This window comes from Alistipes shahii WAL 8301 (assembly GCF_025145845.1).
In the GTDB taxonomy this organism is placed as follows: Bacteria; Bacteroidota; Bacteroidia; order Bacteroidales; family Rikenellaceae; genus Alistipes; species Alistipes shahii.
The window spans coordinates 2,160,474-2,182,162 of sequence record NZ_CP102253.1 but is presented as its reverse complement, the minus strand read 5'-3'; the positions used below and the strand labels follow the sequence as shown (position 1 = coordinate 2,182,162).

The window sequence follows — 21,689 nt, the reverse complement described above, 5'->3', positions numbered from 1 at the left end:
GTTTAAAGGATGTGCGAAAGATCGCCGCCAGAAAGCGGCAATCAGTTGATATTGCGCCGGTCGGGTTCGTGGTCGGGCGAAGCCGCCTCCATGTCGATCTGCAACTTCACCATGTTGATGGCCGTGGCCGCAGCCTCGTCGCCCTTGTTGCCGTGACGACCGCCGCAGCGGTCGAGGGCCTGCTGCATGTCGCCCACCGTCAGCACGCCGAAAGCGATGGGCATGTTCCACTGGATTTGCAGCTGCGTAATGCCCTGCGTCACGCCCTGACAGATGAAATCGAAGTGGCGCGTGTCGCCCTGGATAACGCATCCGAGAGCGATGACGGCGTCCACGTCGGTATACTCCGCGAAGAACTGCGCGCCGAGCGAAAGCTCGAACGTGCCCGGGACATATTTGACCTGAATATTCATATCGGGGCACCCGGCGGCACGCAGCGTGCGCACGGCTCCCTCCAACAGGGCCTCGGTGACCTCGCGGTTCCACTCGGCCACGACGATACCGAACCGCATGTCAGCGGCCGAAGGCAGGGGTGAGTCGAATTTGGAAAGGTTGTGATTCTTGGTCGCCATCGTCTTTCGCTATTTGATGCTGCCGAGCAGCTTTTCCGCATCGCGGGCCTCCATCGAGGCGGGATACGAAGTCAAAATCTCTTCATAGAAAGCCGCGGCTTTCTGCTCATTGCCCTGCGCCTGCTCCGCAAGACCTGCCTTGCGCAGGTACATCGGGGCCGTCAGGTTGTTGTCGGCGGCCTTCACGGCCTTCTCGTAGAACTTCACCGCCCTGGCGTAGTCCTGCTGCTCGACGGCGATATCGCCCTGCAAACCGTAGTTCTGTGCGTTGATCAGCTCCCCGGGGATACCTTTCAGCTGCGAGAACTTCGCCAGGTATTTGGCGGCGTTCTCCAGATCGCCCGTACGCAGGTAGCAGATGCCCGCATAATGCTTGGCGAGGTTGCCCGAAGGCGTCGAGCCGTACTTCTCGATCACGTCGAGGAAACCGGCCGCGTTGTCGTCGCCCAGCAGCGCCGTCTCGAAATCGGGGTTCTCGCCTTCGAAACGGTTCTGCGCCTCGGCGATCATCTCGGCGGCCTTCGTGGCGCGGGGCTGGAGGATCAGCGAGCGGTAGCCGAAAACGAGGGCTGCGAGGACGAGCAGACCGAGGAAAACGTAGGACATCGTCCGGCCGTTCCTCTCGAAAAACAACTCCGTTTTGTTCATTGCTTCGCCGAGGGTTTCCTGCTCGGCGACGTTCTGCTTTGCCATATTGCTTATTGTGTTATTAGTTTATAATTCGTACGATAGTTTGCAAAGATACAAAACTATTCACAATGTGCAATGTCGTGTCCGGATTTTTTGTATTTTTGTCCTATGCATCTGAAGAAAATAGCGCTGCTGAATTTCAAAAACATCTCCCAGGAGGAACTCGCGCTGTGCCCCGGCATCAACTGCCTGGTGGGCGACAACGGCGCGGGCAAAACCAACGTCGTGGACGCCGTTTACTACCTCTCGATGTGCAAGTCGTCGCTGCCGATGACCGACGGGCAGAGCATCCGCCACGGCGCCGACTTCTTCCTCGTCGAAGGGACCTATGCGAGCGATGCCGGCAAGCGGGAAACCATCGTGTGCAGCTTCTCGCGCAAGGGCGGCAAGGTGCTCAAGCGCAACGGCAAGGAGTACGAACGGCTTTCGGACCACGTGGGACTGATTCCCGCGGTGATCGTGTCGCCGGCCGACAGCGCGCTGATCTCGGACGCCGCCGACGAGCGCCGACGCTATCTCAACGCCTTCATTTCGCAGCTGGACCGCGCCTATCTCGGTTCGGTGATGCGTTACAACGCCGTGCTGGCCGAACGCAACCGCCTGCTGAAAACCCGGCCCGACGAAACCATGCTCCAAATCTACGACATGCAACTGTGCGAACACGGCAAGGCCATCCACGCCCGGCGGCAGGAGTTCGCCGAGCGGCTGCAACCCGTGACCGCGGCCTATTACAGCATCCTCTCGGGCGACCGGGAGCAGGTCGAACTGCACTACAAATCGGAGCTGAACGACCGTCCGTTCGAGGAGATACTGCTCGATGCGCGGCAGAAGGACATCGTCAACGAATTCACGACGGCAGGCATTCACCGCGACGACCTGGTGCTGAAAATCGGAGGTTATCCCCTGCGCAAATACGGGTCGCAGGGACAGCAGAAATCCTTCCTGATCGCCCTCAAACTGGCGCAGTACGCCGTCGTCGCCCAGACGAAGGGCGAACGCCCGATCCTGCTGTTGGACGACCTGTTCGACAAGCTCGACGCCGGGCGGGTCGAACAGTTGATCCGGCTGGTCTCGGACAACACCTTCGGGCAAATCCTGATCACCGACTGCAACCCGACACGCCTGAAACGGATTCTCGACAAGGCGGGCGGCGACTACACGCTCTTTTCAGTCGCCGAAGGCACCGTGACGCAGGAGCGGGCCGCGGCGGAAGATCCGGCGGAAGGCCCGGCCGGGAATGCAGCGGGAAATGCCGCAAACACCCCGGAGAACGCCGCAGGAAATGCAACGGAAGATTCCGCGAAAGGCGCGGAAAAAGAGCGATCCGTACCCGAATCAACCGACGAACAGCCATGAGACGAACCAAAACCATGCTGATGGGCGACCTGCTGGAGGAGTTTTTCAAACGCCCCTACATCGCCGCGAAAGTCGCCGAAGGCAAACTGCCGGACACATGGCGCGAGATTGTCGGCGACCGCGCCGCGGATGTCACCACCGAATTGCGGCTCGAAAAGCACATCCTGTACGTACGCATACAGTCGAGCGTCCTGCGCTCGGAACTTTTCTACCAGCGCGAGGCGCTCAAGGAGGAGATAAACCGCCGTTCGGGCGTACGGCTCGTCAACGCCGTCATCATCCGGTAAGTCCGGGTTCGGCAAAAAAGCATACCTTATATATATATGAAAAAAGATGCTCCTTTTCGAGGAGCATCTTTTTCTCTATGGCGGGAAGGTTCCATTCGCCCTCCCCAATACGGCCCGGCCTTATTTGATGATCACGGCGCGGTTGGCCTTCTGGTTGTTCTCGTAAACATTGGCTGCGTTGCCCTTGCCTTCGTAGGTCAGCTGTTTGGGGTTCACGCCGCATTTTACGAGGAAGTCGTAAACGCTCTTGGCGCGGTTCTCGGCAACGCGCTTGTTGCCTGCCGCCGTACCCGTCTGCTGGTCGGCGTGGCCCTCGATCTTGTAGACCCGGTCTTTCGGACCGCTCTTGATCAGGTCGGCCATCAGTTCGAGGCGGGTCTTCTCCTTCGGCGTCAGCTTCGACATGCTGTAATCGTAGAAAATGATCGAAGTCGGGCTGAGGGTGTTCACCTTCTGTGCGGCAGCGGCCTCGGCGGCGGCTTTGGCAGCAGCAGCGGCGGCAGCGGCTTTAGCGGCGTCGGCCTCGGCCTCGGCAGCCTTCAGTCTGTTGGCCAGATCCGCATTCTCCGACCGGGCGGCTTCGAGGGCGGAATTGCCCGCAGCCACTGCATTCTGGAAAGCACGGATGTCATCGGCCGTATAGCCCGGAACGCCGCGCTCCCAGCCACGCTGGTTGAAGCGGTAGGTGATACCAGCCGTAGCGGAAAGTCCGGCCAGATAAGAACCGTTCATCTCCGCAGGGCAAATATCCGACTTGGCGAGCAACCCCTTGAGTTCGATATTGAAATCGAATGCGGGCGACAGGCGGAACTTGCTGAGCAGACCCGCCGTGAAGGCGAAGTCCTGACGCGAACCGGATGCATTCTCACGCTGGCTACGGTCCGTGAAGTTCGAAGCCATGTAACCGAAACCGGCGAACGGCACGGCATACCACACACGGTCGGCACGGTAACCGCCGATCCAGTTCGAGGCGTTAACCATGAAATCCATGTGTCCGAACATGTACGGCCACGTCATCTTGCCGATCTGGGAATCGAAATTGTTGAACCATCCGCCCTGCAATTGAGCGCGCATACCGAAGACCGGATGCACCCACTTCGTCACCGACAGGTTGCCCTCGAAACCGAAACGGTCGCCCCAAGAGCCGGAGTTACCGCCGTTGGAGAAGGCTGTGCCGGTTCCGAAACCGGCCGAAATCTCCCAATTATCCCAGAATCCGTTCGACACGAATCCGGCAACGCTCGGCTTCTTCGGCGTTCCTTCGGCAAATGCGGCAGAGGCGAAAGCCACGAGCAAAAAAGTCAAGAAAATCTTTCTCATAATATTCATCTTTAATACGTCTTACATACTTGTCGTAAAAGTACACAATTTTTTCACAAAAACCATTCAAATCCGGTCAAAAAAACAGAAAAAAAGAGGGCTTCAAAATGTAAAAAGCCCCAAATGCCTGGGCATTGGGGCTTTTTAGAACACAAATCAGGTGGAAACAAACATCAGCCGCACTTGGAATAGCCGCACGACATGCAGGTCAGACAGCCGTTCTGATAGGCCATATTCTCCTGTCCGCAGCTCGGGCATTTACCCTTGGATTTCGTGCCGTCGACGATATACTGTTTCAATGCACGGCACACGCCGGTCTTCCACGTGTTGATCGACTCGCTGTCCAGATGCAGGGACTCGATCAGCGACACGGTCTTCTCGATCGGCATGCCGTGACGCAGCACGCCCGAAATGAGCTTGGCGTAGTTCCAGAACTCTTCGTTGAACAGACGCGAAATGCCGCCGATGGTGTTCGTATAACCGTAACGGTCGGTGTACTGGAAATCATAGCGTTTCGTACCGTCCGCCTCGCGGACCTTGATGATGAAGCCCTTCTTGATCTTCGGGGGAATGAACATGGCGTCCTCCTCGATCTTACCCGTGAAGACCTCGTAGGGACGCCCGCCCTGCAAGCCCACGAAGGCGATCCAGTCCTCCGTGCCGTTCTTGAACCGCACGATGTCGGCAGGAATCGACTTGGGACGCTTCTGCACCTCGCCGGGATGCTCCTCGCACTTCTTCCGGCTCTTGGAGTTCTTCTCCAGCAGCACGCCGTCGCGGCAGCCGTCGCGGTAGACCGTGACGCCCTTGCAGCCGCACTCCCAAGCCGTGCGGTAAACATCGGCCACCAACGCCTCCGAGACGTTGTTCGGCAGGTTCACCGTCACCGAGATCGAATGGTCCACCCATTTCTGGATGGCGCCCTGCATCTTGACCTTGGCCACCCAGTCGATGTCGTTGGCCGTGGCGCCGTGGTAGGGCGACGCGGCGACCCACTCGTTCAGTTCGGCGTCGGAGATCGTCGCCAGCTTCGAGGTGTCGTATCCGCTGGCTTCCAGCCATTTGACGAAATTATGATGGTAAACGTTGTACTCCTGGAACTTTTCGCCCGTTTCGTCCTCGTAATCGACGTGGGTGTCCACGTCCGAAGGATTGATCTTGCGGCGGCGCTTGTAGACGGTGCGGAACACCGGCTCGATGCCCGAAGTGGTCTGCGACATGAGCGACGTGGTTCCCGTGGGCGCGATGGTCAGCATGGCGATATTGCGGCGGCCCACCTTCGTCATCTCCTCGTAGAGCGCCGGATCGGCCTCGCGGATACGGGCGATCATCGGGTTGTTCACCTCCTTCGCGGCGTCGTAAACCGGGAAGGCGCCGCGCTCGGCGGCCATCTTCACCGAAGCGCCGTAAGCCGCCAGAGCGAGGCACTTCTGCACCTCGACGGCGAAGTCGATCGCCTCCTGCGTGCCGTAGCGCAGACCCAGCGCGGCGAGCATGTCGCCCTCGGCCGTGATGCCCAGACCCGTACGGCGGCCCTTCCGCGCCATTTCGCGGATCTTCTTCCAAAGCTCCAGCTCCACGCGGCGCACATCCAGGTCTTCGGGGTCGGCGGCGATCTTCCCGATGATCTGTTCGACCTTTTCCAGTTCGAGGTCGATGATGTCGTCCATCATGTGCATCGCCTTGTATACGTGGTCCCTGAACTTGTCGAAATTGAACTTCGCATCGGCCTTGAACGGGTTGTCCACATAGCTCAACAGGTTCATCGCCAGCAGGCGGCACGAATCGTAGGGGCAGAGCGGGATCTCGCCGCAGGGGTTGGTCGAAACCGTCACGAAACCCTCGTCGGCATAGCAGTCGGGAATGCTTTCGCGGATGATCGTATCCCAGAACAGCACGCCCGGTTCGGCAGACTTCCACGCGTTGTGGATGATCTTCTCCCAGAGCTTCCGGGCGTCGATGTCCTGCTCGTATTTGGGGTTGTCCGACTTGATCGGGAACTGCTGGTGGTATTTCTTCCCGGCGAGAGCCGCACGCATGAAATCGTCGTCGATCTTGATCGAGACGTTGGCGCCCGTCACCTTGCCCGTGTCGACCTTGGCGTCGATGAACCGCTCGGCGTCGGGATGCTTGATCGACAGCGACAGCATCAGCGCGCCGCGCCGCCCGTCCTGCGCCACCTCGCGCGTCGAGTTCGAGTAACGCTCCATGAAGGGCACGATGCCCGTCGACGTGAGTGCCGAGTTGAGCACCGGGCTACCCGTGGGGCGGATGTGCGAAAGGTCGTGGCCCACGCCGCCGCGGCGTTTCATCAGCTGGACCTGCTCCTCGTCCATGCGGAAGATGCCGCCGTAGGAGTCGGCGGGGTTCTTATGGCCGATGACGAAGCAGTTCGACAGCGACGCCACCTGGAAATTGTTGCCGATGCCGGTCATCGGGCCGCCCTGCGGAATGACGTAACGGAAATGGTCGAGCAACGCGAAAACCTCCTCCTTCGGGAGCGGATTCGGGTATTTTTGCTCGATGCGTTCGATTTCGGAAGCGATGCGCTCGTGCATCTCGCGCGGCGATTTCTCGTAGATGTTTCCGAAAGAGTCCTTGAGGGCGTACTTGCTGACCCACACCGTGGCGGCGAGGTCGTCCCCGTCGAAATACTTCTTCGACTCGGCAACCGCATCGTTGTAATTGACCTTCTGCGGCGTGTCGGCTTTGGTGGCTTTTGACATAACTATTTTCAGACTATTATTTCTATATTTTCAGATTTCAGGCGTCACGGCGGGCAAAACCCGGTTCTACAAAATTGCGGCTTTTCCGGATAAAAAGCCAGCATGAAGAGCCAAACTTATTCACAAAATATCTACAAAAGAGCAAAAGGCACGCCCCAGATACCCGGAGCGCGCCTTCGGTCCGAAGGCGGGATTATTTCACCGCCACGGCGTCGATTTCGACCAGCGCGCCCATCGGCAGCGCCGCGACCTGGTAGCACATGCGCGCCGGCATCTCCGAGGTAAAGAACTCCGCATAGACGGCATTCATGGCGGCGAAATCGCCGATCGACTGCAACAGGACCGTGGTTTTCACCACGTCGGAATAATCGTATCCGGCTTCGCGCAGAATATGGCCGAGGTTCGTGAGCGACCGGCGCGTCTGGGCCTCGATGCCTTCGTCCATCTTTCCGGACGCGGCGTCGATCGGGAGCTGTCCCGAAACATAGAGCGCGCCGCCGGCCTCGACGGCCTGCGAATAGGGACCCACGGCCTTGGGCGCATGGGGAGAAGCGATGATGGTTTTCATAAAAAATTATCTTGAAATTATTTAAGCCTTCGTGCTTTCAACCGCCGTACTCGCAGCCTCTGGCCGCATGTACAGGCCCGACCCTCCCTTGAATCCACGCCGAAGCGGGGACTTATATCCGCCTGCGGCGGAAATATCGGGTCCGGAAGTTGTACAAAGGTATAATTAATTCCCTATATTTGCCATATGATCCAAATGGAAAAACGATGAAGATTTTACTGAAAATTGCGATAGTCGCTGTCGCTGCGGCCTTTATGGCCGGATGCTGCAACTGCCGCTCCTACCAGAAAAAGACCCGCCGCCCGCTGGCGGGCACCGAGTGGCAGCTGATCCAGCTCGGCGGCAAGGCGGTCAAACCCGAGGAGGGCAAATTCACCGTCACGCTGCTCGCCGAAGGCAACCGCCTGACGGGCGTCGGGGCCTGCAACCGCCTGACGGGCGCCTACAAGACCGACGGGAAACGCACGCTGAAGATCGGGCCTCTGGCCGCGACGATGATGGCCTGCCCGGGCATGGACGAGGAGGACGCCTTCACCAAAATGCTCGAATCGGTGACCCATTACGACATGGACGGCCCGATGCTGCTGCTGTTGAGCGACGGCGAACTGCGCGCCGTGTTCCAGGCCAGGCCATGACGTTCCGGGGTCTGATCGGCGCCTGCGTCCTGCTCACCGCCCGACAGCAAGTTGTCCGCCGAAGCGGTCCGGGCGCTTGAAAGCTCCCCGCACTGGAAGCCGGGAGAGCTGTACGGACGAAAGGTCCCCGTGGAAATCACAATTCCCGTGGACTTCCGCTCGTCCAATTAAAAAGGGCCGGATGCATCCGGTCCTTTTCAGTTTTGCATTGCCCGCTATTTCAGGTGCGGATTCAGGCGGCCCCACTCGCCGACGGGAGGCAGAATGCCCATCGCGATCACCTCGTCGCGCAGTTTGCAGAGGTGTTCGTAACTCTCCGTCAGTTTTTGGCGCTCCCCGGCCGTGCCCTGCACGTTCTTATACGACACGCCCTCCTTCGTGATGACGGTCTCCATCGCCATGAGGATGTGCTTGAACTCGTCGTTGTGGACGAATACGCCGGCGGGATAGGTGAACGGCTTGCCGCCCATCGCCGCCGCGATCATCGAGATCGAGATATAGGCCGGACTCTGGAACGACGAACGGCCGCGCAGGTCGATGATGTGCTTGCCGCCCTGGATCACCCGCTGTTGCAGGTCGGCCCAGTCGCCCTCGGGCATTTCTTTGCCGATCAGCTCCGAAAGGGGCCGTCCGGCGACGAGCGTCGTCGAGGCGAAGACCGCCATCTGCTCGCCGTGGCCGCCGTAGGTGCGGCAGTTGCGGATTTCGTCGGGCGAGATTTTGAAATATTTGGCCAGTTCCGAACGCAGGCGCGTGGAGTCCAGCGCCGCGAGGGTCGAAACCTGCGAAGGCTTCAGCCCCGCATAGATCAGCGTGATCAGTCCCGTGATGTCGGCCGGATTGAAGACCACCACGACGTGCTTCACGTCCGGACAATAGGACTTGATGTCCTTGCCGAACTGTTCGGCGATCTGGGCGTTGCCTTTCAGCAGATCCTCGCGCGTCATGCCCGCCTTGCGGGCCGCGCCGCCCGACGACACGACGTAAGCCGCATCGGTCAGCGCCTCGCGGATGTCGGTCGTCCACGTGATGTTCGCCCCCTCGAAGGCGCAGTGGTAAAGCTCCTCGGCCACGCCCTCCAGCGCCGGTCCATACGGATCGTAGAGGCAAATGTTCGGCGTCAGGCGCATCATCAGCGCCGTCTGCGCCATGTTCGAGCCGATCATGCCGGCCGCACCCACGATGGTGAGTTTCTCGTTCGTTACAAAGTCCATAGTGTTGTTATTTTATTGAAACCACAAATTCGTCCCCTAAAACCCGCCTCCCGAGCGGGCCGGCTACTCGATCTCCCGGCGGTTCATCAGCGCGTGGGTGATCGTCAGTTCGTCGACATACTCCAGTTCGTCGCCGAAACCGATACCGCGCGCGATCGACGTAACTTTCAGCCCCGGGAACTGCCGCAGGCGGTTCATCAGGTAGAAAAGCGTCGTCTCCCCTTCGACCGAAGTCGAGATGGCGAGGATCACCTCCTTCACCCCGCCGCGGGCGATCCGTTCGCACAGCAGGTCGATCTTCAGGTCCGAGGGCGAGATGCCCTGCATGGGCGAGATGACGCCGCCCAGCACGTGGTACATTCCCCGGTACTGGCGCGTATTCTCGACCGACAGCACGTCGGCCACCTGCTCCACGACGCAGATCGTCGCATGGTCCCGTTCCCGGTCGGCGCAGATCGGACACACCTCCTCGTCGGAGAGGTTGTTGCACTGCGAACAGTAGCGGATCTCGTTGCGGAACCGGTCGATGCTCTCCGTCATCTCGGCCACCGAATCCCGCTCCATGCGCAGGATGTGGATGGCCAGGCGCAACGCCGTGCGGCGTCCCACGCCCGGAAGCTTCGAAAGTTCGCCGACGACGTCCTGTAAAAGTTTCGACATTTAAATCGTTTCGACGGTTTTACATTCGAGCCACCCCTTCTTGCCGTCGGCAATGGTGATCTCGCACCAGTTGTCGAGGCGGTCGGTGATCTCGACGAGCGTCCCCTCGTGCAGCACGAAGAGGTCGGTCGCCGACTTGTCGGGCGAACTCTTCACGGCCGTCGAGAGCGACATCACGACGGCCTGCGTGTCGTCGAGCATCTCGCGCCGCTCGCCCATGGCGAACCAGCTCGTGAGCATGAAGACCGCCGCGGCGACGAGGGTTCCGTAGAACCCCGCCTTGCGCAACGGCAAACGCTGTGCCAACAGGTAGGCGAGGAACAGCGCCAGGGCGCAGACCAACGCCGCGAGCGAGAAGACGCTCCACGCCGTGCAGCTCATCAGACGGCGCACGCCGCGCATCCATTCGGTGAAGAAAAATTCGGGTATCTGCTCGATGTTGTCCTTCGTGCGGGCCTCGGCGACGCTCAAATTATAGCGGATGTCGTCGTTGCCGGGAGCCAGCCGCAAGGCCCGGTGGTAGAAAAGGATCGACTTGCCCAGCCGCCCCTCCTTGAAACAGGCGTTGGCCAGGTTGTAATAGAGTTTCATGGAACTCAATCCGCGGGCGAGAATCTGCTCGTAGAACTCCGCGGCGGCATGGAAGTCGCCATTGATATAGGCCGTGTTGGCGCGGTCCCACAACTGCTCGGGCGACGCCTCGGCAGCGGGTTCCGGAGCCGCCGTCACGGCAGGCTGCGCCAGCGTGTCGGCTCCCTCCTGCGCATGCGCGCAGAGCATGCCGGACAGCAGGATCAGGAATAGGGTCAATCGTTTCATAACACTATCGTTTTATCACCGATTCGATGCGCGAGATCAGGTTCACGCCCTCGGAATAGACGTCGTTCATGCGGGCCGACTCGACGGGCGAATACTGCGCCTCGTCGCACCGGGTGATGATGTCCGTGAAACGCTGCGAGTCCTCGGACGAAACGCCCCGTTTGTGCAGCTCCTCGCGGACATTCTCCTTGGTGAGGTTGGCCACCGGGATGTTGAACTTGTCGCTCATGTACCCCCACAGCGCGCGGAGCATCTCCTCGTAGAAGGCATGCCGGTTCTGCTCCTCCATATACCGCTTCGCGGCGCGGAACCGCTGCACGGCGACCTTGTTGGCCCGCTTGCCCCGCACGAGGGCGACGTTCTGCGATTCGCGGATCTGCTTGCGCAGCGCCACGTAGATCATCGTGAAAAGCGCCAGCACACCTAACAGAAGAATCCAGTAGGCGGCGCTGAAGATGAACGGCACGCGCTCGGAGCGCAGCTGCGCCCCGCCCAGCTTGATGAAGCGGATGTCCTGGCCCAGCATCTTCACCTCCTCCTTCGACATGCCGCGCCCCTGCATCACCACCGCATCGCCTCCGCCGCGGGCATCGGGCGTGATTTCGAGCGTCAGCGGCTTCGATTTCAGCGTCACGTACTGCACCCGCTGGGGGTCGAAGTAGGTGAACTCGATGGGTTCGAGGTCGTAAGCGCCCTCGGCCCGTGCGATGAAGGGATATTCGAACTGGCGGTAGCCGGAGATGCCCGAGGCCGACGTGTTGATCGACTCGGTGGTCTTGACGTTATACTGCTCGAAGGAAGTGGGCAGCGGCAGTTTCGGGGCCTGTACGAAGGTGAGGTTGCCCGTGCCGGAAATCTTCACCGTGACCGTCGCGCCCGAATTGGCCGCGATCCGTTCCGAAGGGAACTGGGTGTCCATCGTGAAATTGCCCACAGCGCCGCTGAAGCTGGCCGGAGCACCTGCCGGAAGCGCTTTCACTTGGACCGTGGCCCGCTGGCTCTGCACCTTGCGCGGAACGTTGAACACCTCGCGGCCGCCCCCGAAGAAGGGATCGGCATGGCGGCTCTGCACCACGACCTGCGCCACGACGGTCATGTCCACGGGGTCGATCGTGAGCGAGCCGACCTGCTGCGGATAGAGCAGGTAGTCGTACAGCACACGCGTCTCGTACACCTTCCCGGCATAGGTCTCGCGCCCCACGCGGGCCGAATTGGGATCGGAGAGGTCCTGCGACCAGAAACCGTTGAACGACGGAGCCGACTCGGGAACGATGTTGACATAAGGAACCCGCGTATAGAGCTTGAAAGCCACGTGCAGGGGTTCGTTCTTGTAGACCGACGAGCGCGACACGACGGCCCGGAGCAGAATATCGTCCTTGCCGATCCGGCTCTGGGCATCGGCCTGCGTATCGTCCGCACGGTTCGAACCGCCCTGCTGCTGTTGCGCCCGGGAGCCTTCGCCCTCGTTCACGATCTCGATGGGCAGCGGCCGGGTCCGGTAGGACGAGCCGTCGACCTTGACCTCCGCGGCGCCGATGGTCACGTTGCCCGCGGCCTGCGGCAGCAGCACGAAAGTGTAGGTATAGCTGACGCTCTTGGTCATCGAGCCGTTGACGATCTGGACCGACGACCCCTGCGAGATGGCAGGTCCCGCCAGCACGTCGAATCCCTCGAACGAAGGCGCCTTGAAAGTATCCCCGTCGGGTTTGGCGTTCAGGGCGAATTCCACGCGGAACGCCTCGCCGACGGCGACCGTCAGCGGCGAGTTGGCTTCAAAAGTGACCTTCTCGGCAGCGGATGCCGAGAAGATCGTCAGCACGAAGAGTGCTGTCAGGGATATTTTTGCAACAAAGTCTCTCATCACAAAACGATATGTCTGTCAATTCGCACCGCACCCCGTACCGGCCGGCCGCTGTCGCCACCGGCGTTTGCCGATCCGGCTCCGCACGGCCAAAAGCCGGAACCAAGGGGCGGCGCCCGGTCCGCCGGGATACGGACCCGGCTCCACGCACCCTCTTCCGAAAGCCGTCTCTCAAACGGCCACAGGGAGGGGCTTGTCGCGGCGCGACCGGAATTTCGCCCGGATTATCTGCCGGATTTCATACCTTACGACGGTCTTTTTTACAATTTTACAACGCAAAGTTTTGCGCGTTAGTATTTTTTCATGCAACTAATTTACACCTGCCGTCCGAAACGCCAATTTTGCCGCTTGCGCCACCAAGCCCCTCCCTGAAGGAGGGGTTTGGGGTGGGGTCGAACCTGTAACCGGCACCGCAGGCGGCGACAACACCGATCGGGAGCGGGAAACAGTGCATGGTATAAACGACCGTTCTTAATGCTTGAAATCGGCGAAAAAGTCGTTCCCCTTGTCATCGACGATGATGAACGCCGGGAAGTTCTCGACATAGATCTTGCGCACGGCCTCCATGCCCAGTTCGGGGAAGTCCACGACCTCGACCGACTTGATGGAGTTCTTCGCCAGGATCGCTGCCGGGCCGCCGATCGAACCGAGGTAGAAACCGCCGTGTTTGCGGCAGGCGTCGGTCACCTGCTGCGAGCGGTTGCCCTTGGCCACCATCACCAGCGAACCGCCCTGCGACTGGAACAGGTCGACGTAGGGGTCCATGCGCCCGGCCGTCGTGGGGCCGAACGAACCCGAAGCCATGCCCTGCGGCGTCTTGGCCGGACCGGCGTAGTAAACCGGATGCTTCTTGAAGTATTCGGGCATCGGCTTGCCCTCGTCGAGCATCTGCTTGATGCGGGCGTGGGCGATGTCGCGGGCGACGATCAGCGTGCCGCGCAGATTCAGGCGCGTCTTGATCGGGTATTTCGTGAGGATCGCACGCACCTTGTCCATGCCCTCGTCGAGGTCGATGTCCACGGCCGGGGACATCGAGGGAGCCTCGGCCGGCAGGAAGCGCGCGGGATTCTTCTCCAGCTCTTCGAGGAAGATGCCCTCGGGCGTGATCTTGGCCTTGATGTTGCGGTCGGCCGAGCAGCTCACGCCGATGGCCACGGGGCACGAAGCCGCATGGCGCGGAGCGCGGATCACCCGCACGTCGTGCACGAGATACTTGCCGCCGAACTGGGCGCCGACGCCGCTCTCGCGGCAGATTTTCAGCACCTTCTCCTCCCATTCCAGGTCGCGGAAGCAGCGGCCGCCCTCGTTGCCCGAGGTGGGCAGCTCGTCGAGGTAGCCGGCCGAAGCCTTCTTCACCGTCGAAAGGCACATCTCGGCCGACGTGCCGCCGATGCAGATGGCCAGGTGGTAGGGCGGGCAGGCCGACGTGCCGAGGTCGAAGATATGCTGTTGGATGAATTTCGTGAGCGACTCCTCGTTCAGCAACGCCTTGGTCTGCTGGTAGAGGAAAGTCTTGTTGGCCGAGCCGCCGCCCTTGGTGATGAAGAGGAACTCGTACTCCATGCCGGGCTTGCCGCCGTAGATGTCGATCTGCGCGGGAAGGTTCGTGCCCGAGTTCTTCTCGTCGGTCATCGTAAAGGGCACGACCTGCGAATAGCGCAGGTTGCGGTCCTTGTAGGTCTCGTAAACGCCCCGGGCGATGCACTCGGCGTCGTCGGCCCCCGTCCAGACATCCTCGCCCTTGTGGCCGATGCAGATGGCCGTGCCGGTGTCCTGGCAGGTGGGCAGTTCGCCTTCGGCCGAGACGGTCTGGTTCAGCAGCATCGTGTAGGCCACGAACTTGTCGTTGTCGGTGGCTTCGGGGTCTTCGAGAATGTTGCGCAGTTTCTGGAGATGCGCGGCGCGCAGGTAGAACGACACGTCGGCATAAGCCTCCTTCGAAAGCAGTTCGAGGCCCTTGGGATCGACCTTGAGGATCTTGCGTCCGTCGCACTCCACGACCTTCACGTACTCCTTCATCAAAAGACGGTACTTGGTTTTGTCTTCCCCCACGGGGAACGGCTCCTGATAGATGAAATCTGCCATAGTATTTATAATGTTTGTATGTTGCTTCCTGTCTGCCCGCCGCGGACCGCCGTCCATTCGCGGCCTTCAGCCGCGCCTGCAAATCCGGCCCGCCCGAAACCCGTTCCCGGGAAGGACTTGCCGCATGCGGCCGGAAAATGCGGTCGCATGTCCCGCCCATCCGAAAATCCCTGCAAATTTACGAAAAACAATCCGGATTGTACAACGATTTCCCGGTTCGTCTGTTATTTTTTTCACAAAAAAGGCCTGTTATTTAGAATTTTTAGTAAATTTGTGCGGTTTTTTGAGTGCAACAAATTCACTAATATTTCAAATACTATGGTATCGTACAAAGATCTGGGTCTTGTGAACACGCGCGAGATGTTCGCCAAGGCCATCAAAGGAGGTTACGCCGTTCCGGCATTCAACTTCAACAACATGGAGCAGCTCCAGGCTATCGTCATGGCTGCCGCCGAGACCAAGTCGCCCGTCATCCTCCAGGTATCGAAGGGTGCGCGCAACTACGCCAACCAGACCCTGCTGCGCTACATGGCCGAAGGAGCCGTGGAGTACGCCAAGGAACTGGGCTGGGCCAAACCCCAGATCGTACTGCACCTCGACCACGGAGATTCGTTCGAACTGTGCAAGAGCTGCGTGGACATGGGATTCTCGTCGGTGATGATCGACGGCTCGGCGCTCCCCTACGACGAGAACGTCGCCCTGACGAAGCGGGTCGTGGAGTACGCTCACCAGCACGACGTGACGGTCGAAGGCGAACTGGGCGTGCTGGCCGGCGTCGAGGACGAGGTAGCTTCCGAAGTCAGCCACTACACCAAGCCCGAAGAGGTCGTTGACTTCGTGACCAAGACGGGCGTCGATTCGCTGGCCATCTCGATCGGCACCTCGCACGGAGCCTACAAGTTCACCCCCGAGCAGTGCACCGTAGATCCCAAGACGGGCCGTCTGGTTCCGCCTCCCCTGGCTTTCGACGTACTGGCCGCCATCGAGAAGGAGCTTCCGGGCTTCCCCATCGTGCTGCACGGTTCGTCGTCGGTTCCCCAGGAGGAAGTCGAGACGATCAACAAGTACGGCGGTGCGCTGAAGGCTGCCGTGGGCATTCCCGAGGAGGAGCTTCGCCAGGCCGCCAAGAGCGCCGTCTGCAAGATCAACATCGACTCCGACTCGCGTCTGGCCATGACCGCCGCCATCCGCGAGGTCTTCGCCACCAAACCCGCCGAGTTCGACCCCCGCAAGTACCTGGGTCCCGCCCGCGACAACATGAAGAAGCTCTACATCCACAAGATCAAGGAGGTTCTCGGTTCGGACGGCAAAGCCGAATAAGAGATTCCCGCCGGAAGGAGCGTTCCTTCCGACAAACGAAAAACCGGAGGTTCAGACCTCCGGTTTTTCGTTCGTCCAGCGGCTCCCGTCAGGACCGTCCCTTTCACGCAGTTCTCGGCGGCCGGGCGGTAAAGCCGCCCGCGCACTTCGGCCGGGAGTTTCCCGACGGTCTCCGCCAGAATCCGGCAGAAGGCCTGCGCCTGCTGCAAATCACACGCTTCCACATCGAGGGCGGCTCAATTCACTCCGGCCTGCCGCCGATATACCGCCCCACGAACTCCCCGACGCGGCGCGTGTACTCCTCCCGGTTGTCGCGGTACGAATTGGCATGCGACGCTCCCGGAACCACCCACAGCTCCTTGTCGCCGGGCTTGGCCCCGTAAAGCGGATAGACCATCCGCGTCGGCACGTAATCGTCGGCGTCGCCGTGGATGAACAGCATCGGAAGCCGGCTCTTTCGCACCTGCTCCAGCGACGAAGCCTCGCGAAAAGTCCAACCGTATTTCAGGCCGCACATCCACCCGGCCACGTCGAGCAACGGAAACGCAGGAAGCCCGAACTGCTCTTTCAGCTCCTTGGCAAACTGATCCCGGACGCTCGTGTAACCGCAGTCCTCGACAAAACATTTCACATAGGGTTTCTGCGCTTCGCCCGCAACCATCATCGTCGTCGCAGCGCCCATCGAAATTCCGTGGACCACCATACGGGTACGGCCGCCGAAGATTTCGTTGGCAACGTCCATCCACCGCAGCACGTCGAGACGGTCCTTCCATCCCATCTGGATGGCCCGGCCTTCGCTCTGGCCGTGATAACTGAGGTCCGGCAGCAGGATGTTGTAACCCAGGTCGTGGTTATAGAGGTAACCGATCATCAGCATCCGCACGGCATTGTCCGTATAGCCGTGAACGATCACCGCCGTACGGTCCGTCGGGCGGGGCGCCGCCGCATAGAGCGCATGCAGCCGCTCGCCTCCGCTCCCGGCGATCACCGTATCCCGCAGGGCCCCGGCACGTTCGAGGCTGTCGCCCCACGGCCGCAGGAAGGGATATTCGCCGTACATATATTCATACGACGACGCATTCTTGGCCTGCATCGTCGCATCGGGCGTCAGCGAATAGGAAAGCATGTAAAGGCTGCCGCCGGCAATGGCTGCCGCCAACAGCACCAAAAGGACAACAACGCTCCGGACAATTCGTTTCATAGCTGCGATTTTCGGTTATTCGATCGGTTCGGACAAAGGCAAATTCCCTGCCCCGGCGTAAAACGTAATGACTTCGGCGGCCCCGTCACCCGCAGCGTTCCCGCAGGATAGGCCGGGAGGGTCTCGCCGACCCGGTTTTCGGAGGCAGCGATGAGGGGAATTATCCCGACATCACTCACTCCGCAGCCAGTTTCATGCGGATATGCTCCAGCATGTCGTCGGTCATGCGCGAAAGGTCCCATTCGGGTTTCCAGCCCCACTCCTCGCGGGCACAGGTGTCGTCCAGCGAGTTGGGCCAGCTTTCGGCGATCTCCTTTTTCACGGGATCGACGTTGTAGTCCATCGTGAATGCAGGCAGGCGCTTTTTGATCTCGGCACAGATGATCTCGGGCGTAAAACTCATCGACGCGAGGTTGAAGCTGTTGCGGTGAATGAGCGTCGCCGGGTCGGCCTCCATCAACTCGACGCAGGCGCGCAGGGCATCGGGCATGTAGATCATATCCATATACACGTCCGACGGAACGGGACACGTGAACCGGCCGCTGCGGATCGCCTCGTAGTAAATTTCGACCGCATAGTCCGTCGTGCCGCCGCCGGGCAGCGTGACGCTCGAAATAATGCCCGGAAAACGCACCGAACGGGTGTCGACGCCGTATTTGTGGTGGTAATAGTTGCCCAGCAGTTCGCCTGTGACCTTGCAGATACCGTAGATCGTCGTCGGCTGCATGATCGTATCCTGCGGCGTCGAATCCTTGGGCGACGAGGGTCCGAAAGCGCCGATCGACGACGGGGTGAACAGCGCGCAATGGTGCTGGCGGGCCACTTCGAGCGAGTTGTTGAGCGCCCCCATGTTGACATTCCACGCCATCTGGGGATTGCGCTCGCCCACGGCGGACAGCAGGGCCACGAGGTTGAAAATCGTATCGATGCGGTAACGGGCCACGACCGAGGCCATAGCCGTCGCGTCGAGGGCGTTCAACACCTCGAACGGACCGTCCTCGGCCAACGTCCTGCACTCGCGCATATCGGTTGCGACGACATTCCCGCCGCCATAAATACTGCGCAAATAAACTGTCAGCTCGGAACCGATCTGGCCGCCTGCGCCTACTATTAAGATGCGTTTCATCTGATTTCTATTATGAATTGGTAGTAAAGGTAGAAAATAATTATGAAAAGTGTACAATTTTTTGGTCTTTTCATTTTTCTTGTGTACTTTTGCACCACTCGAAAGAGAAATGTTGCTGACATAGCTCAGTGGTAGAGCACTTCCTTGGTAAGGAAGAGGTCCCGGGTTCAAGTCCCGGTGTCAGCTCAGAAGACGGCACACAACCTTCGGAAGGCGGGTGTCATTCAACAGAAAATCAATTGCATAATCCTTGTAACAGGCTTGTTACAAGGATTTTTCTTTTTCGTTCCAACCAATCTTTCCGAAAACCGGCTGCAACCGATCCGCACAAAACAACACCTCCGGAAACAAAACAGCCGGAAAAATGAATCTTCCGGCTACGACCGGCTCTGCCCGGTCTATGCAATGTAAGTTATCGGAAACGGTTATTCGTCCATGCGAATCGTTTCGCCCGTCCGGCGGCTGCGTTCGGCCTCGTAACAGATGCGGTGGCTCTCGATCGAATCCTCGATCGAAGTCAGGAAAACATGGTCGGGGTCGTAGAGCGCCTGAATAAAATCGTCGATCAGATAGAGGTCGGCCCCGGCATGGAAAGACTGTCCGGCAATGTCCGAAAAGTCGTACGTCCGCTCATAACCGCCGCGGAACTTCCGGACCCGCAGCGTCCGCTCGTCACCGTCGATCTCGCCGCCGGTCATCCAGATATGCGTCCGCCGGAAATCGTCGTTGGAGAACATCTCCATCGACAGGCTCACGACGACCGCGTCATCCATCTCCATCGACAGCAACTGCCTATCCACCACATCGTTATCACAACGGTAAACACAGCGGCCGAAAAGCCCCGTACGCAATTCTTCCAGAATAGCATCGTCGAGGGTCATCCCTTCGGGAACATCGAAACTGGCCACCCAGTCCCGGCGGACATAATAGAGATCGCGCGCCGAAAAGGGGCATTGGGGCTCGATTTTACAGTCGAGACACCGTTCTCCGGCTCCTGCGGGAGCATTCTCGGCCCGAAACCATTGCAGCGATCCGAACGACGAGAGTTTCGAACAACGCGAACGGGTCAGCCACAACAGGAAGTCGATGTCGTGACAGCATTTGGCCAGCAGGATGGGATTCGCTTCGCGCACCCGGCGGAAAATCCCACGCACATAGCTATGTGTAGCCCGGTCCAATCCGACCGATGCAATGTGATTGACGGAGACGATCCGTCCGAACTCGCCGGAAGCGACCAGTTCCCGGATTTTGGCAAAATAAGGATGATAGCGCAGCACATGGCACACTCCGACCCGGACTCCGCGTTCCCGGGCGCGCCGCGCAATCTCACGGCATTCGTCCAGGCGCTGCGCAATCGGCTTTTCGAGCAGAAGGTGGTATCCGGCGTCGATCGCCTTGATGGCCGGGTCGAAATGGGCATTCTCCGGCGTCGAAACCAGCACCATATCGGCCTCGACACGATCGGCAAAGAAATCGTCGTAATTCACATAGCGGCGATCCTCCGGCAGTCCGAACCGGTCGGCCATCGCACGACGGCGCAACTCGTTCAGTTCGACGACGGCCACGAGTTGCAGCCGGCCGGGATAACGACGGGCATATTCGAGGTATTTGTCGGCCCGGTTCCCGGCTCCGATCACGGCGATCTTCACAGGACGGGACACGACCGGTTTAATTTTCATCAGGTCTTCACAGATGTTCGAACAGTCATACATATTCCGGATACAGCCGCAACGTACGGAACCGGGCTCGACAAATGTCCCGTCCTGAAAAAGGTTTACAGTGATTGATAATTAAAGATAAACATTTTGGTTCAAAAAATATTGTCCTGATATAAGTTTACATATGCCTTCCGAACAACCGTCTTTCGGCCCCAATGATGTTTGAGTTTCCCGGTTCTAAGTTCCGCTTCCAAGGGCGTAAGCCAATCGCAGCTGGCATGAGGTCTGAATGAATTATAAAGGATAACGATCTGGTCGATGCGTTCTTTTGCTGCCTGAAAACTTTCAAAACATTCCTCGTCGATCCATTCGCTCTTCAGAATACCGTTCACCCGTTCGGCAACGGCATTCTCATACGGATCGCCCTTTTCAGTCATGCTGATGCGAATCCCATTATCGGTCAGCAATTTCACATATTCTTTCGAACAATATTGGCATCCTCTGTCCGAATGATGGATTAACCCTTGCCGTTTTTGCTGCGGAGTCTGGTCTATGGCCATCCTCAGTGCACGGAGCGCTCCGTCCCGTTCCAATGTCGTATTCAGATCATAGCCTACGATCCGTTTGGAATAGGCATCCGTTATCAAAGCCAGATATGCAAATCCTTCTTTCAAAGAAATGTACGTAATATCTCCGACCCATAAACGATGCGGCCGCTCGAGGTCGAAACCCCGGATCAGATTCGGATATTTACGCATCCAGTGCCGCGAGCAGGTCGTAACGCTGTATTTCTTCCGACGTTTGACCAGAAGATTGTTTTCCGAAAGCAGCGTAAATAACCGATCCCGGCTGACCGGAAATCCGTCTTGTTGCAGCAAATGCCACAGTTTACGACCGCCGAGCCTGGGCATCAGTTTCCGGTAGTAACCCACCCGCTCCAAAAGAAGGGTGTCGGACAAGGATCCTTCCCTATTACGCCGTAAATGTTTATAATAGGCCTGACGGGTATAGCCGAACAACCCGCACAGAAACGACAGGCTCATTGCTGTGTGTCTTTCTTTGAGACGCTGGACTGTCCGGCTGCGGATTTTTTTAGCAGGTCGATACCGTATTCTTCCTGAAGGATATCTCCCATGATCTCATAGCCTTCCAGACGTAATAAAGCCTCTTCCAAGCGCCGCCGAAGGGCTTTGTTCTCGGATAATAATTCACTGGCTTCTTCACTCGTAACGCGGGACATGATCGGATAAGGATTAGGGGTACTCACAAAGCTACAACTATTTTTCGCTTTCCAGCGCTGACCCATCTTATGAATCGTAGACATGGGAATACCATGTTCTTCGGAGAGTTGGCGAGCCGTCTTGACTCCGCTCAAATACTCCTGTAAAATCAGATGACGCAACTGACGCGGTAAATAATGACGTGATAAGTCTGAATTCGTTGTTTGCTGCATAAGATTTACTCTTTTCTGTAAACCTTTTTCAGGACGGGACAAAAACCCGGTTATTCGCACTTCCGGACAACGGCGGTCAAAAGCGGACGGGGTGAAAGCCGCCGCCCGTCCGGATTTCTCCGGACGGGTAACGATTTT

The 21,689-nt window shown here is 59.0% G+C and carries 19 protein-coding genes and 1 tRNA gene; 5 read left to right on the top strand and 15 right to left on the bottom strand.

Annotated features, from left to right (window positions below):
• Positions 1–41 precede the first annotated feature (41 nt).
• Together ribH and NQ492_RS09240 are read right to left on the bottom strand one after the other, a co-directional pair.
• The gene (ribH, locus tag NQ492_RS09245) at positions 42–572 is read right to left on the bottom strand and encodes a 6,7-dimethyl-8-ribityllumazine synthase (RefSeq protein ID WP_015547314.1); all 531 of its coding nucleotides are present in this window, start codon (positions 570–572) and stop codon (positions 42–44) included.
• Positions 573–581: 9 nt separating this feature from the next.
• On the bottom strand, positions 582–1,265 hold the full coding sequence (locus NQ492_RS09240) for a tetratricopeptide repeat protein (protein ID WP_015547313.1): 684 nt from the start codon (positions 1,263–1,265) through the stop codon (positions 582–584).
• Between the two features lie 105 nt (positions 1,266–1,370).
• Here NQ492_RS09240 and recF point away from each other — a divergent pair, with 105 nt between their 5' ends.
• Positions 1,371–2,618, top strand: coding sequence for a DNA replication/repair protein RecF (gene recF, locus NQ492_RS09235; RefSeq protein ID WP_015547312.1), 1,248 nt, complete (start codon positions 1,371–1,373; stop codon positions 2,616–2,618).
• Between the two features lie 14 nt (positions 2,619–2,632).
• A complete protein-coding gene (locus tag NQ492_RS09230) occupies positions 2,633–2,905 on the top strand; it encodes a DUF721 domain-containing protein (RefSeq protein ID WP_015547311.1) in 273 nt (90 codons plus the stop codon).
• Positions 2,906–3,025: 120 nt separating this feature from the next.
• Here the strand turns inward: NQ492_RS09230 and NQ492_RS09225 are convergent, their stop codons facing one another.
• From NQ492_RS09225 to NQ492_RS09215, 3 genes are all read right to left on the bottom strand, one after another.
• Entirely contained in the window at positions 3,026–4,225 is a 1,200-nt protein-coding gene (locus NQ492_RS09225) for an OmpA family protein (protein WP_022061664.1), read from the bottom strand.
• Between the two features lie 173 nt (positions 4,226–4,398).
• Complete coding sequence (locus tag NQ492_RS09220; RefSeq protein WP_015547310.1) at positions 4,399–6,951, bottom strand: adenosylcobalamin-dependent ribonucleoside-diphosphate reductase; 2,553 nt, start codon at positions 6,949–6,951, stop codon at positions 4,399–4,401.
• Between the two features lie 193 nt (positions 6,952–7,144).
• Positions 7,145–7,519 carry a RidA family protein gene (locus NQ492_RS09215; protein WP_015547309.1) on the bottom strand — a complete coding sequence of 125 codons (375 nt, stop codon included), beginning with the start codon at positions 7,517–7,519 and terminating at the stop codon, positions 7,145–7,147.
• 206 nt (positions 7,520–7,725) lie between these two features.
• Between NQ492_RS09215 and NQ492_RS09210 the strand changes: the two genes are divergently transcribed.
• Positions 7,726–8,154, top strand: coding sequence for an META domain-containing protein (locus NQ492_RS09210; RefSeq protein ID WP_044054454.1), 429 nt, complete (start codon positions 7,726–7,728; stop codon positions 8,152–8,154).
• Between the two features lie 215 nt (positions 8,155–8,369).
• On the opposite strand, the gene NQ492_RS09205 is transcribed toward NQ492_RS09210, so the two are convergent.
• The 5 genes from NQ492_RS09205 to NQ492_RS09185 form a co-directional block, all read right to left on the bottom strand.
• Positions 8,370–9,368, bottom strand: coding sequence for a malate dehydrogenase (locus NQ492_RS09205; RefSeq protein ID WP_015547307.1), 999 nt, complete (start codon positions 9,366–9,368; stop codon positions 8,370–8,372).
• A 63-nt stretch (positions 9,369–9,431) separates the two neighbouring features.
• Positions 9,432–10,028, bottom strand: coding sequence for a recombination mediator RecR (gene recR / locus NQ492_RS09200; RefSeq protein WP_015547306.1), 597 nt, complete (start codon positions 10,026–10,028; stop codon positions 9,432–9,434).
• The gene (locus NQ492_RS09195) at positions 10,029–10,847 is read right to left on the bottom strand and encodes a tetratricopeptide repeat protein (protein WP_044054453.1); all 819 of its coding nucleotides are present in this window, start codon (positions 10,845–10,847) and stop codon (positions 10,029–10,031) included.
• Between the two features lie 4 nt (positions 10,848–10,851).
• Positions 10,852–12,708: a BatD family protein gene (locus NQ492_RS09190; RefSeq protein ID WP_044054452.1), complete on the bottom strand. Its 1,857-nt coding sequence runs from the start codon at positions 12,706–12,708 to the stop codon at positions 10,852–10,854.
• A gap of 471 nt (positions 12,709–13,179) precedes the next feature.
• Positions 13,180–14,793 carry a fumarate hydratase gene (locus NQ492_RS09185; protein ID WP_015547305.1) on the bottom strand — a complete coding sequence of 538 codons (1,614 nt, stop codon included), beginning with the start codon at positions 14,791–14,793 and terminating at the stop codon, positions 13,180–13,182.
• A 318-nt stretch (positions 14,794–15,111) separates the two neighbouring features.
• Between NQ492_RS09185 and NQ492_RS09180 the strand changes: the two genes are divergently transcribed.
• Positions 15,112–16,113 carry a class II fructose-bisphosphate aldolase gene (locus NQ492_RS09180; RefSeq protein ID WP_015547304.1) on the top strand — a complete coding sequence of 334 codons (1,002 nt, stop codon included), beginning with the start codon at positions 15,112–15,114 and terminating at the stop codon, positions 16,111–16,113.
• Between the two features lie 241 nt (positions 16,114–16,354).
• On the opposite strand, the gene NQ492_RS09175 is transcribed toward NQ492_RS09180, so the two are convergent.
• Together NQ492_RS09175 and NQ492_RS09170 are read right to left on the bottom strand one after the other, a co-directional pair.
• Positions 16,355–17,314, bottom strand: coding sequence for an alpha/beta hydrolase (locus NQ492_RS09175; protein ID WP_044054451.1), 960 nt, complete (start codon positions 17,312–17,314; stop codon positions 16,355–16,357).
• Between the two features lie 175 nt (positions 17,315–17,489).
• On the bottom strand, positions 17,490–18,440 hold the full coding sequence (locus tag NQ492_RS09170) for an NAD-dependent epimerase/dehydratase family protein (RefSeq protein ID WP_044054450.1): 951 nt from the start codon (positions 18,438–18,440) through the stop codon (positions 17,490–17,492).
• Between the two features lie 114 nt (positions 18,441–18,554).
• On the opposite strand from NQ492_RS09170, the gene NQ492_RS09165 reads away from it, so the two are divergent.
• Positions 18,555–18,626 (top strand) — tRNA-Thr (locus NQ492_RS09165).
• 239 nt (positions 18,627–18,865) lie between these two features.
• Here the strand turns inward: NQ492_RS09165 and NQ492_RS09160 are convergent.
• From NQ492_RS09160 to NQ492_RS09150, 3 genes are all read right to left on the bottom strand, one after another.
• A complete protein-coding gene (locus NQ492_RS09160) occupies positions 18,866–20,119 on the bottom strand; it encodes a Gfo/Idh/MocA family protein (protein WP_044054449.1) in 1,254 nt (417 codons plus the stop codon).
• Between the two features lie 131 nt (positions 20,120–20,250).
• On the bottom strand, positions 20,251–21,141 hold the full coding sequence (locus NQ492_RS09155) for an IS3 family transposase (protein WP_259872891.1): 891 nt from the start codon (positions 21,139–21,141) through the stop codon (positions 20,251–20,253).
• Positions 21,138–21,551, bottom strand: coding sequence for a hypothetical protein (locus NQ492_RS09150; RefSeq protein WP_014775546.1), 414 nt, complete (start codon positions 21,549–21,551; stop codon positions 21,138–21,140). Before NQ492_RS09150 ends, NQ492_RS09155 begins: the two co-directional genes overlap by 4 nt.
• Between the last annotated feature and the right edge of the window lie 138 nt (positions 21,552–21,689).